Annotated in this window: 10 protein-coding genes; 6 read left to right on the top strand and 4 right to left on the bottom strand. The window is 63.3% G+C overall.

Annotated features, from left to right (window positions below; translation table 11 throughout):
• Positions 1-19 precede the first annotated feature (19 nt).
• Entirely contained in the window at positions 20-2,908 is a 2,889-nt protein-coding gene (locus tag JNB89_RS29120; protein WP_220364501.1) for an ATP-dependent Clp protease ATP-binding subunit, read from the bottom strand.
• A gap of 441 nt (positions 2,909-3,349) precedes the next feature.
• Here JNB89_RS29120 and JNB89_RS29115 point away from each other — a divergent pair, with 441 nt between their 5' ends.
• The 3 genes from JNB89_RS29115 (at position 3,350) to JNB89_RS29105 (ending at position 6,833) form a co-directional block, all read left to right on the top strand.
• Positions 3,350-3,826 (top strand): CreA family protein, encoded by a 477-nt coding sequence (locus JNB89_RS29115; protein ID WP_220364500.1) that lies wholly within the window; start codon positions 3,350-3,352, stop codon positions 3,824-3,826.
• Between the two features lie 232 nt (positions 3,827-4,058).
• Positions 4,059-5,480 carry a hopanoid biosynthesis associated radical SAM protein HpnJ gene (gene hpnJ, locus JNB89_RS29110; RefSeq protein WP_220364499.1) on the top strand — a complete coding sequence of 474 codons (1,422 nt, stop codon included), beginning with the start codon at positions 4,059-4,061 and terminating at the stop codon, positions 5,478-5,480.
• 243 nt (positions 5,481-5,723) lie between these two features.
• Positions 5,724-6,833, top strand: a complete 1,110-nt coding sequence (locus tag JNB89_RS29105; protein ID WP_220364498.1) for a lysylphosphatidylglycerol synthase domain-containing protein — start codon at positions 5,724-5,726, stop codon at positions 6,831-6,833.
• A gap of 6 nt (positions 6,834-6,839) precedes the next feature.
• Here JNB89_RS29105 and JNB89_RS29100 read toward each other — a convergent pair whose 3' ends face one another.
• Both JNB89_RS29100 and JNB89_RS29095 read right to left on the bottom strand, forming a co-directional pair.
• A complete protein-coding gene (locus JNB89_RS29100; protein ID WP_220364497.1) occupies positions 6,840-8,279 on the bottom strand; it encodes an ATP-binding protein in 1,440 nt (479 codons plus the stop codon).
• Entirely contained in the window at positions 8,276-8,935 is a 660-nt protein-coding gene (locus tag JNB89_RS29095; protein WP_220364496.1) for a response regulator, read from the bottom strand. The genes JNB89_RS29100 and JNB89_RS29095 overlap by 4 nt, the downstream gene beginning before the upstream one ends.
• 369 nt (positions 8,936-9,304) lie before the next feature.
• Between JNB89_RS29095 and JNB89_RS29090 the strand changes: the two genes are divergently transcribed.
• Genes JNB89_RS29090 through hpnK form a run of 3 tightly spaced genes read left to right on the top strand, consistent with a single transcriptional unit; the run spans position 9,305 to position 11,900 of the window.
• On the top strand, positions 9,305-9,655 hold the full coding sequence (locus JNB89_RS29090; protein WP_220364495.1) for a hypothetical protein: 351 nt from the start codon (positions 9,305-9,307) through the stop codon (positions 9,653-9,655).
• A gap of 12 nt (positions 9,656-9,667) precedes the next feature.
• On the top strand, positions 9,668-11,041 hold the full coding sequence (hpnI, locus tag JNB89_RS29085) for a bacteriohopanetetrol glucosamine biosynthesis glycosyltransferase HpnI (RefSeq protein WP_220364494.1): 1,374 nt from the start codon (positions 9,668-9,670) through the stop codon (positions 11,039-11,041).
• Positions 11,031-11,900: a hopanoid biosynthesis-associated protein HpnK gene (gene hpnK, locus JNB89_RS29080; protein WP_220364493.1), complete on the top strand. Its 870-nt coding sequence runs from the start codon at positions 11,031-11,033 to the stop codon at positions 11,898-11,900. Before hpnI ends, hpnK begins: the two co-directional genes overlap by 11 nt.
• Before the next feature lie 343 nt (positions 11,901-12,243).
• On the opposite strand, the gene JNB89_RS29075 is transcribed toward hpnK, so the two are convergent.
• A partial coding sequence (locus JNB89_RS29075; RefSeq protein WP_220364492.1) for a DUF1488 domain-containing protein occupies positions 12,244-12,530 on the bottom strand: 287 nt, incomplete at its 5' end.

The following is a 12,530-nucleotide window of genomic DNA, read 5'->3' as shown; positions in this document are numbered from 1 at the left end:
AAAACGCGTCCGCTTGCTGTCAAGCCGCGGGTTGATTGCCGCGGTCGTCACCGTCCGCATTGCGACGTTTGCGTGACTGACGCAGCGGCTTGCTGGCAGGCTTACCAGCGGGGCCGGCGTCGCCCGCAGCGGAAGCGGGCTCGCGCTTTTGCGGCAGCGTTTCTCGAGCCTCTTCCTGCGGCAGCGCTTCGCGCACTTCAAAAACCGCGACTTTATCGCTTGTATCGAAACGGCATACCACCCGATTGCCTTCGCGAACCGCGCCGTCGAGCATCTGCTTCGCGAGCGGATTTTCGATGACCTGGCGGATCCGCCGCCGCAATTCGCGTGCGCCGTACTCCGGCCGGTAAGCCTCGGTCGCCAGATGATCGACGACGCTCGCGTCGAACTCGATGTCGATATCCTGGCTCCTCGCGACGCGCGCCACCTGATCGAGCTGCAGACGGACGATGGAGCGGATCTGCTCGGCACTCAACGATTCGAAGATGATGATTTCGTCGATGCGATTCAGGAACTCGGGCCGGAAGTGCGAGCGCAACACCGCCATCACGCCCTCGCGCACGGGCTCCAACTGCCGCTCTTTGGCAGCCCGTGTGCCCGGCGCGTGGCCGGTTTCCCCCTGCATGAAACCCGGCCGGCTGCGCGACGTGCCCATAATGACTTCCGAGGCCAGATTGCTGGTGGCGATGATAAGCGTATTGGTGAAGTCGACCACGCGTCCTTTGCCGTCTGTCAATCGCCCGTCGTCGAATACCTGCAACAGCACGTTGTAGACGTCGGGGTGCGCCTTCTCGATTTCGTCGAGCAGAATCACGCTATGCGGGCGGCGCCGCACGCGCTCGGTCAATTGGCCGCCTTCGTCGTAACCGACATAGCCGGGCGGGGCGCCGATAAGGCGAGCCACCGCATGCCGCTCCATATATTCGCTCATGTCGATGCGCACGATGGCGTCCTCGTCGCCGAACACGACTTCGGCGAGCGCCTTTGCCAGTTCGGTCTTTCCGACGCCCGTCGGGCCGAGGAACAGGAACACCGCAAGCGGCTGCCGACGGCTCTGCAAGCCTGCGCGGCTGCGGCGCACGGCGTCGCTGACCGCGCCAATTGCCTCTTCCTGACCGATCACCCGCTTGTGCAGACGCGACTCCATTTGCAGCAGCTTTTCTTTTTCCTCCAGCGTGAGATCCGCAACCGGAATGCCAGTCATCTTTGCAACGATTTCGGCAACCAGTGTGCGGGTCACTTCCGCGCTGCTGGTGCTCACGCGTCGTTTCCACGCGAGGGTGGCGTCGTTGAGCTGACTCTGTTTTCCCTTTATCTGCTCAGCGAGCGCCTTGGCGCGCTCGAACTGCTTGTGCGACGCCGCGTACTCCTGTTCGCGGTCCATCTGCGCGATCTCGGCTTCGAGTTCGAGCACCTCGGCGGGCCGTGACGTGGACGAAAGATGTTCGCGCGCGGCAGCCTGATCGATCAGGTCGATTGCCTTGTCCGGCAGAAAGCGCCCCGAGATGTAGCGATCGGACAGTTCAGCGGCGGCCACGCAGGCTTCGTCGAGAATGGTGACCTTGTGGTGCGCTTCGAGGCGGTCACGAAGCCCGCGCAGAATGCCGATGGTCTGCTCGACACTCGGCTCGCCTACGAGCACCGGCTGGAAACGGCGCTCCAGCGCCGCGTCTTTCTCGATGTACTTCTGATACTCGGCGAGTGTCGTCGCGCCAATCAGGTTCAGTTCGCCGCGCGCCATCGGCGGCTTGAACACGTTGGCGATGTCGAGGCCGCCTTCGCCGCCGCCCTGGCCTGCTCCCACAATGGTGTGCACCTCGTCGACGAAAAGCACCAGTTCGTCCTTGTGCGCGGCGATTTCGTCCATGATCTGCTTGACGCGTTCCTCGAACTCGCCGCGATATTTCGAGCCCGCAACCAGAGAATTGACGTTGAGCTCAACGAGCCGTTTGTCGCGCAGCGTTTCCGGCACGTCGCCGCTGATCATGCGCAGCGCCAGTCCTTCGACAATCGCCGTTTTGCCGACGCCCGGCTCGCCGATCAGTACGGGGTTGTTTTTCTTGCGCCGCGCGAGCACTTCGGCGAGCGTTTCGGTTTCCTTCGATCTGCCGATCACTGGATCGAGCTTGCCTTCGCGCGCAAGCCGCGTCATGTCCCGGCTGTACTTGTCGAGTTGCGGCGTGTTGCCCGGGGCGTGTCCTTTGTCTTCCTGACCGGCCGCTTGCAACGTCTGCTGACGCAATTGATGAGACGACAGGCCGTACTTCATCAGCAGGTCGCCGGCGAAGCTGTCGGTAACCTCGGCGAGCCCGGTCAGAATGTGTTCCGGGCCGACATAGTTCTGCCCAAACTCGCGCGAAGCGATCACGGCCCGTTCCAGCGCACTTTTCAGCCGTGGCGAGACCGAAATATCGGCTCCTTCCGGAAGGCTCTGGGTGGTTTCGCCTTTGGGTGCATGGGTGTCGATGTAGTGCTGAAGGTCGCTCGCCGAAATCTTCAGAGATGACAGAATCCGCTCGACAGTGTCGGTCTGCGCGAGTTCGTAAAGTACATGCTCGGTGTCCACTTCGCGTCGGCCGAATTGCACCGCGCGCTCAGCGGCACGTTGCAGAATCTCCTTGGCCTGTTCGCTGAAATGTTGTTGCAGGTCGATGCCCTTACTGACGGGCGCGTCGCGTTGCGAGTCTGCCCGCCCAGCGCGTACTTCGTTCATGCCCGCGTCGAGCAGACCATCGAACAGCCCGCCCCGAAACAGCGATTCGAGCGGTGATATTTGCCGCTGATGCCGCGTGAGTTGTGCGTAGTGGTAATCGCACACGTCCAGTTGCCTTCTGCGTCCGCCTTGAACGACGGCGACGCGGATCGTCGCCGGCCTGACGCCGCATAGTTCACACAGGTGCTCCGCCATCTCGTCTCTCCTGATTGGCTTGCCGCGAAACAAAGGGCGGCGCAGCGCGGCTTCCGCTGCCCGTCGGTAAGTCGATTGTGGGCGGTGACAGACGCGAGGCGTTGAGCTTGATCAAGCGCGCGGATAACTGGTCGCGTGTCGGCGCGACGCATCTGCTTTGTGCGGGCGCGAGCGCTTCGAGCCGATCGCGCGGCGCGCCGCCAGCGCAGTGCATGTCGGCGCAGTCCATGCCGGATCGCTCGGGAAACGCTCATTGCGCCGTGCTTTCCCGTTGGGGTCGAAGGGGGATGAGACGCGAACGGGCGACCAGCGCTTGTGAAGACGGCCTGCGGGCGTTGACTTGTGTCAAGCGGCTCCGTTGCCAGTGGCCTAGCCTGAACTCATCTGGCTTCGCGGCGCCGTGCCAGCACGATGCGGCCATCGACAATCAGGAGACGCACAATGAAACAACGGCTCCCGGCCCGACCGGGCATTGCAGCGGCGCTGTTGATCGTTGCGTCGTCGGCTGCGTTAGCAGGTGAAATCGCGTCGATAGAAACGCACACCCAGCGTTACGGAAACCATATCGCCATCTCTGCTTTCGAAGATCCCCTGGTGAAGGGCGTGACCTGCTACGTCACGGAATCGCAATCGGACCGCGCGTTTGGGGGCGGGCGGATGTCGCATGCCGCGGATCTGACGGCCTCGTGTCATCAGACAGCCAACCTCGAGGTGGCCGCCGCCGTGCCTGCGCGCGCAAAGGTGTTCGCGGCTGAACAGAACGCGGTTTTCGATTCGCTACATGTGTTCCGTATTGTCGACGCCGAGCGGCATGCGCTGGTGTATTTCAGCTATTCGGAAGACGAAACCGCCGGAGACCTGCCTGGCCGGCTGAGCGTGATCCGCTTACCGGCGGGACTGCGGATGTCGACGCGATAGCGCTGTCAACGCCAAACGTTCGGGACATTGTGGCGAGATGTCAGCGTGCGCCGCCGCGTCGTGCGTGCCATACTGCTTAAGGTTTCCTTCAGCTTTGCTCCGTACCATCTGCGCGGATAGGGTCTGTGGGGTCTGTAGGGTCTGTGCCGCCCGGGCGGCGGCCGTTCCGACTTTCCGACTGTTCGTCGACAGAAATCTCCAGGCGCCCGAACAAGGCTCGCCGGAGCACGCCATGAAAACTCTGTTCTTGCAGGCGCCGTCGTATGACGGCTTTGACGGTGGCGCGGGTTCGCGTTACCAGGCCAAGCGCGAAGTGCGCTCTTTCTGGTATCCGACGTGGCTTGCGCAACCCGCCGCGCTCGTTCCCGACAGCAGGGTACTGGATGCGCCCGCCGACGGCCTGTCCGTCGATGCAACGCTTAGCATCGCGCAGCACTACGATCTGGTCATCATTCACACGAGCACGCCGTCATTTCCCACCGACGCGCTATTCGCGGAAGACCTGAAAAAGCGCAAGCCTTCGCTTCTGATCGGCATGGTCGGCGCGAAAGTTGCCGTGGACCCGCACAATTCGCTGACGGCGAGCGAGGCGATCGACTTCGTTTGCCGCGAGGAATTCGACTACACGTGCCAGGAAGTGGCCGCCGGCAAGCCGTTCGCGCAAATACTCGGGCTCAGCTACCGAGCCGCGGACGGTTCGATCGAGCACAACGCAGCGCGCCCGATCCTCGAGAACATGGACGAACTGCCGTTCGTCGCGCCCATCTACCGACGCGATCTGAAGATCGACAATTACTTCATCGGCTATCTCAAGCATCCTTACGTGTCGATCTACACCGGACGGGGTTGCCGCTCCAGGTGCACGTTCTGCCTCTGGCCTCAGACCGTGGGCGGGCACCGCTACCGCACGCGTTCGGTCGAGAACGTGCTGGAAGAAGTGAAGTGGATTCGGGACAACATGCCAGAAGTAAAAGAGATCATGTTCGACGACGACACTTTCACCGACTTCAAGCCGCGCGTGGAAGAAATCGCCCGGGGGCTCGGCAGGCTCGGCGTGACGTGGTCGTGCAATGCGAAGGCCAATGTGCCGTATGGCACGCTCAAGATCATGAAGGAAAACGGCCTGCGCCTGTTGCTCGTCGGCTACGAATCCGGCGACGATCAGATCCTGCTGAACATCAAGAAAGGCTTGCGCACAGACATCGCGCGGCGTTTCAGCGAAGACTGCCGCAAGCTCGGCATCAAGATTCACGGCACTTTCATTCTGGGTCTGCCGGGCGAAACGCAGCAGACCATTCAGAAGACGATTGAGTACGCCAAAGAGATCAATCCGCACACCATTCAGGTGTCGCTCGCCGCGCCGTATCCGGGCACGCGCCTCTACGACCAGGCGGTCGAAAACGGCTGGCTCGAAGAAAACAAAGTCATCAACCTCGTCAGCAAGGAGGGCGTTCAGCTTGCGGCGATAGGCTACCCGCATTTGTCGCGCGAAGAGATCTACCACCAGCTCGAGACTTTCTACAAGAGCTTCTATTTCCGCCCGTCGAAAATCTGGGAAATTCTGCGCGAAATGTTGACAAGCTGGGACATGATGAAACGGCGCTTGCGTGAAGGTGTCGAGTTTTTCCGCTTCCTGCGCGCCCACGAAGCGTGAGCGGTCGAGCCGCTGCAAGACAGCAAGCGGGCGGTGCGGGAGAATGCGTCGACGTTGCGCGAGCCGGACCCCGGCCGGCCACATGCAGTTCCTGTTCGGCGCGCACGGCGCGATGAACCCGCATTGCAAGCCGCTGCCGGGCAAGAACACAACAGCAGGATAGGCCGCGATGACATGCACGTTTTTCAGATTGAATAACCACCGGTCAACTCGTTGCGCGATGCGCGCACGTGAGATCTGCAGATGATCAGGCACCTCGGCAGAGTAGCCGCCATAGTCGGGCTCATTGCGGCGCTCTGGCTCGTCTGGCAGGACAATCCCACGGCGGTACTCGGCGCGTTGCGGGCCGCTGGCCTGGGTCTCGTCGTCGCGGCACTTGCGCACAGTCTGCCTATGCTGGCCAACGGCTGCGGCTGGCGCTCGCTGATTCGCGGCGCGAAGCGGCCAGGCGTGCTCGCCATGCTGCATCTCGTTTGGGTTCGCGAATCCGTCAATAGCATGCTGCCGGTCGCGCGCATCGGCGGCGAGGTGGTGTCGTTTCGCATGCTCAGGCGTTGGGGCGTGCGGCCTCCCACGGCGGTGGCGAGCATCATCGCCGATATGCAGTTGGCTCTGATCAGCCAGTTGCTGTTTACGATGGTGGGGATCGGCTTTCTGTTTGCGCGGGCGCATTCCGACACGCTACGGCTCGCCGGGCAACTTGCGTGGGGCGTGGCGGTGCTCACGCCGCTCCTTGTGCTGTTCGCGCTCGTGCAGCACGCCAGTCCTTTCGAGCGCATGACGCGCGTGCTCAATCACATCACGAGCGGCAAGCTCGCCGCACTGGTCGGACGCTCCGCGCAAATAGACAACTCGATCAAGCTCATCTGGCGGCGTCGCGGCGTGGTGCTGCGCTATCTGTTCTTCTGGCAGCCGCTGCAATGCTTCCTGACTTCGCTCGAAATCTGGCTTGCGTTGCATTTTCTCGGCGCGCAAGTCACGCTCGTGGAAGCCGTGGTGATCGAGTCGTTGATCCAGGCTATCAGCAGCGCTGCATTCTTCGTGCCGGGCGGCCTCGGGGTGCAGGAAGGCGGTTTCATTGTGATCGGCGGCGCATTGGGACTCGACGCATCCACCTGTCTGGCGATGGCGGGCGCGCGGCGGATTCGCGATTTGCTAGTGTTCGTACCAGGCTTGATTGCGTGGCAGTTTGCGGAAGCGGCGAACCGCGCGCCCGCGCGAACTGTCGTGCGGCCCGCGCCGATGCGTGGCCGGCCGGATGCCAGTCCAATTTCCGGCAACCCGCCTGCACGCGAAGCGGTGCAGGTGGAGCTCACGCAACGCATGGCCGCCGGCGAGACCAACCGCCCCTAACCGCCGCTAACCGGCGGGCTCCAACTGCTTTGCCGGCGCAGTGGTGTAAGCGGGGAAAGAGACTTCGACGCCCAGTCCGCGCCCGTCGAGGCCCGTGCCGAACTGAACGGTTGCACCGAAGTGTTCGGCAATGCGCGAGACGATCGACAAACCAAGGCCGCTGCCGGTCGCCTGGTTGCCGGTTGCGCGGAAGAAGCGGTTTGTCAGTCGATGCAGATCGGCAGGCGCCACGCCCGGGCCGTCATCGCGCACGCTCACCACGACGCGGTCTTGCCCCGGCTTGCGCGCGCTCTGCACGGCAACTTCGACCCGGCCGCCGGTATTGCCGTACTTGATCGCGTTATCCAGCAGGTTGTCGAACAGAATGCCGATCAGCACCGGCTCGGCCTCGATCTCGGCGCGCATGTCGCAGTTGAGTGTGATGTGAATGTCTTTGTGCTGCGCCCCTCCGGCGTTTGCCAGCAACGCATTTTTCGCGAGCGCGCCAGGCGCGAGCGGCACCTTCGCCAATTTTTCATGCATGTCCAGACGCGCGAGCAACAGCAATTGCTCGGCGAGCCGCGCGCTGCGATCCACCCCTTGCACGACGCGTTCCATCGCGAGCCGCTGGCGCGCCGGGTCGGGCTCCGCCAGCGCGACTTGCGCCTGGACCTTGATCGCGGCGAGCGGCGTCTTCAGTTCATGCGCGGCATCGGCCGTGAACGCACGCTCCCGTTCGAGCGAATGCAATAGCCGCGAAAGCAACTGATTGATCGCGTCGACGAGCGGGAGCACTTCGATTGGCGCGCGGCCGATGTCGACGGGCTCGAGGCGGTTGATGTCGCGCGCGCGGATCGCGTCGGAGAGCGTGCGCAGCGGCGCGAGGCTCCAGCCGATGCTGGACCACACCAGCAGCGCCAGCACCGGCAGCGCGATCAGCGCGGGCCGCGCAATGCGGCTCGCGACCCCGCTTACGAGGTCGCTACGCGTATTGGCCTGCTCGAATACGCGCACCGTGTGGCCGAGCGGCGTGTCGCGCAGCGTGAACGAGTGGTACGTCTCGCCGCCGAGCACGACGTCCCGTGCGCCGGTGACGGGCGGTACCGGCAAGTCCCATGCGTGGAGCGCGTGCAACGGCGAACTGCCGGCAATTACCTCGCCGTTGCTCGTGCGCACCTGGAAGAGGGCGTCGCGCGGTAGCGAGTCGTCGTCGTCGGTGTCGTTCGCACTGGTTTCGCCGCCTCGTTCTTCTTCGCGCACGTCGATGTGCGCGTTCGCGAGCGCGTTCAGATTCGACTGATCGAGAAGCGCGAGCATCTGCGCGAGTTCCGCGAGACGCGCTTCCTCCCACTGCGCGACTTCCCGCGTGGCCTGACGATAGCTCGACACGAGCGCAATCGCCCACACCAACGTGATGCTGCACAGCACGAGCAGCATGAGCCGCCGCCGGATGGAAGCGCCCATCATTCTTTCTCCACCACGTAGCCGATATTGCGCACCGTGCGTATGAGATTGGCGCCGAGCTTCTTGCGCAGGTTCGACACGTGCACCTCGATAGCATTACTTTCGATTTCTTCCTGCCAGCCATACAGGCTTTCCTCGAGACGCGAGCGCGACTGCGGAATGCCCTGATTCGTCAGCAGTTGCAAGAGGATGGCCCATTCGCGCGACGTGAGGGACACGCGCCGGCCGGCCACCTCCACGGCCTGCGCCGCAGGATTCACCGACAGATCCCGATAGCGGATCAATTCGACGCTGCGCCCTTGCGCACGTCGCAGCAACGCGCGGCAGCGCGCGATCAGTTCGGTCAGATCGAACGGCTTGCCGAGATAGTCGTCGGCGCCGGCTTCAAGACCGCCGACACGGTCGACCACCGTGCCGCGGGCGGTGAGCACCAGCACCGGCACGTCCTTGCCGGCGTCGCGCAAACGCCTGAGCAGTTCCATGCCGGACACGCGCGGCAGGCCAAGATCGAGCACGACGAGCGCATAGCTCGTGGTGTCGAGCGCGAGACTGGCCTTGTGGCCGTCGCGCGCCCAGTCGACCGTAAAGCCTGCCTGGCGCAAGCCCGCTTCGATTCCACAGCCGATCAGGTCGTCGTCTTCTACAAGGAGTACACGCATGGGGTATCCATTCCGTTAGATGTTTCTATCGCTGAGGCTGCACATCGCGCAAGCGTGCTGCAAGCGCACCAGCCGCAACCTCACAGTCTACCCACGCGGATTGCGAGCTGCTTTGCGTAGCGCCTTTGCTTAAGGTTTCCTTCAGCTTGGCTCGATACTATCGTTCGTTAAAAGCTCATCGTTGCATCAATCAGACAACTACGCCGCATTGCGTATCGTTGTTGAGTTTGCGAAACGCGATCGTCAGTCCATCGAAGGAATGTATGCGTCAGGTGGCCGTTCCGTTCTTGCCGGTGGATGCGCCGAGAGTCGGCATGCGCCGCGGCCCCGAGCCGCGCGGTGCTTTCACCAGGCCACGGGACAAAAACCATGAAGCCAGTCACCGCTGACATGCTGCGCGCCCATCTGCTGGTGGCCTCCTTCACGGCTCTAGTCGCAGACGTATTCGCGTGCGTGATCGTGGCGGTAGCGCCTCGCACGCAGCACCTGCTGGTCTCATCGGGTTTCCGGCTCGCTGCGCTCGTCATGATGGCAGGCGGCGTGATCGTCGCTCGCCAGATGGGCCAGACCGCGTTCAAGCTGGCGGTCGCGCACCGTTATGCGATCGGGGCAGGCATCCACGCACAGCCCGTTAGGGTCGCATCCGGCTGCCCGCGCCGCTGGCTTGTGATACTCCATCTGCGCCTCGCGGGCAAACCGTTCGTCGTCAACGAACACTGACGGAACCCGGTCATGGCTGCGCACGCAGTGGCAATTTGCGAATGGGTCCTGCTGGCCGGCTGCATCGGCGCCGCGCTGTACGCAGTTGTGGCGGCGGTCGCGATGCCGTTCTTCACGGTTCGCCGCGGCGCGGCATTTCATGCTAACCGCATGGCGCAAACTGCCCCTGCAGCGGAGCCTGCCGCGCTCGTGCATGGCGCGTCACTGCACGCAGCAAGCTACCCTTCGTTCTATCCGTTTGGCGAGGCCGGTGTGACCGTGCTCAAGCCGTTGTGCGGCAACGAGCCCCGTCTTTATGAAAACCTGACGAGCTTTTGCGAGCAACGACACACGCGGTTCCAGCTCCTGCTCGGCGTGTCTTCCCCCGACGATCCCGCCATTGCGGTCGTGCACCGGCTGCAGGCCGCCTATCCGGCGCTGGACATCCAACTCGTCGTCGACACGCGTGTGCATGGCGCGAATCGCAAAGTGAGCAATCTGATCAACATGATGAAGCACGCGCGTCATGATGTAATCGTGATTGCCGACAGCGACATCGCAGTCGAAGCGGATTACCTGGAAAGCATCGCCGCGCCGTTGGCCGACCCGGGCATCGGCGTGCTCACGTGTTTATATGTGGCGCGAAGCGTGGGCGGTTTCTGGTCGAGAATGGGCACGCTCTTCATTAACGAATGGTTCGCGCCTTCGGTACGGGTTGCGCACATTGCCGGCTCGCGCCGCTTCGGCTTCGGCGCAACACTCGCGCTGCGGCGCGCGACGCTCGAGCGCATAGGAGGCTTCGAGGTTCTGAGAAATTGTCTCGCAGACGACTACTGGCTCGCCGAACATGCGCGGGCGCAAGGACTGCGCACCGTGCTCTCACGGGTGATGGTGGCCACCGACGTGGTGGAGCCGACGTTCGCCGCACTGTGGCAGCGCGAGACCCGGTGGTTGCGGACCATCCGTTCGGTGAATCCGCTCGGCTTTGCGTTCCTGTTCGTGACGTTCGCCACGCCGTGGCTCGTAGCCAGTGGCTGTCTTACCGGTGCTCTTGCGGCTGGCGCGAAGGGAGGGGCGCAGGGCCTCGCTGCGCTCGTCGGTGGTACAGCGACAGCGGTCGGCATCGCGGCACGCCTGTTGCTCCATGCGCGCGCCGTGCGTCAGCAGACGGCACTGCAGCAGAGGTTGCCCGAAGCGGCTGTGGATTCGTTCGCGCATGCGTTCTGGCGCGATCTGCCGCTCGTGCCGTTGCGCGATACGCTGCTGCTGTTGCAATGGTGCGCAGGCTGCTTTGGTTCGCACGTGGTGTGGCGGGGCGCGTGCGTCCCCCTCAGCAGCGCGAATGCGACGCCGCGCGCAAGGTCGCTGCAGGTGATCGACGTCGTGGAGGTCTCCGATGGCCGCTGATCCGCACGGCATAGAGGAGCACGCATTGCATGCCACAGCATTGCGCCCGCGAGCGTTGATCGTCACGGCCGACGACTTCGGCTTGCACCCGCGCGTCAATCTGGCGGTGGAACGGGCGCATCGCGACGGTGTGCTCACGGCGGCGAGCCTGATGGTCGGTGCGCCGGCGGCCAGCGATGCGGTGCAGCGAGCCCGGGCGCTGCCGCGCTTGCGCGTGGGCCTTCACCTCGTGCTTGCCGACGGGGACCCAGTCACGCCGCACGCGAGCATTGCGGCATTGGTCGACGAGCATGGCCGCTTCGGCAACAACATGGTTCTCGACGGCGTGCGGTTCTTCCTGCTGCCGCATGTGCGCGAGCAGCTCGCGCGCGAAATCCGTGCGCAGTTCGAGGCGTTCGCGAAGACCGGACTAGCGCTCGACCATGTGAACACCCACAAACACTTCCATTTGCATCCGACGGTGCTCGGTTTGATCCTCGAGATCGGCCGCGACTACGGCATGAAAGCGATGCGCCTGCCGTTCGAGGCGAATGCGCCGCTGTGGCTCAAGCCCTGGATCGCCCAGTTGAGGGCGCGGCTCGATCGCGCGGGGATCGCCCACAACGACTATGTGGTGGGCATTGGGCAAAGCGGCCGCATGGACGAAGCTGCCTGGCTGGCGGCGCTTGCCTCTCTGCCCGCCGGAGTCGGCGAAATCTACTGCCATCCCGCCGTTGCAGGGGAGCGCGCATTGACTGACGGCATGCGCGACTACCGGCACACCGAGGAACTGGCCGCGCTGCTTTCGCCGAAGGTCGCCCAGGCGATTCAAAACCTGCGTGCAAGAGTCGGCGGATTTGCCGATGTGTTCCAGTGCTAGAAGCGGCACAGGCCCCGGACTACGCGTTAAAAAAAAAGCCCGTCAGTCAGCGACGAGCCCAAGCGTCCGGGGATCACCGGCGCACGATAATTTTAGAAGACGACCGCGTCGTGGCAAGACCGACGCAGCATACTTTGCAGACATTTTTGACCTTCCATAGTTTGGGACAAATTGATGCATGGCACGCACGGACAAAGCGTGCTTCGCAGCACGAACAAGCGCTCGAAACAATCGGCCGCTCGTACAGGTAGCGCGGTTAACATGCGCTAACAAGGTGGTCGTCGCCAGCCATCGAATCATTCTATTGCGCATCATTAGCTGTCTTCGCTGCCGCTGACCGACCTTACTTCGCGCTACCCTTGCAGGGTCCCAGCGTATCCGGTCTAAAGCGGAAATGACCGCTGTGCAGACGCAGTTGGTGTGTATCCACCTGGTCGAGCAGGTCGCGCGCGGTATTCTGTATCTCGGTGCGGTGGCGCCTGAATGCATTGAGCAGGTCTGCCGATGAAGGCGACCTGGCGCCAAAATGATCCTCGAGTGCTTCTGCCGAGATCGCGCAATCGACATTCTTGCCGTCGACGCAGGCGACAAATGCAACAGTCAGATCCGATCCGCGAAAGACGGGCGGGG

This window comes from Paraburkholderia phenoliruptrix (genome assembly GCF_019511605.1).
Lineage (GTDB): Bacteria > Pseudomonadota > Gammaproteobacteria > Burkholderiales > Burkholderiaceae > Paraburkholderia > Paraburkholderia phenoliruptrix_A.
This window is presented reverse-complemented; position numbering and strand designations above follow the sequence as displayed.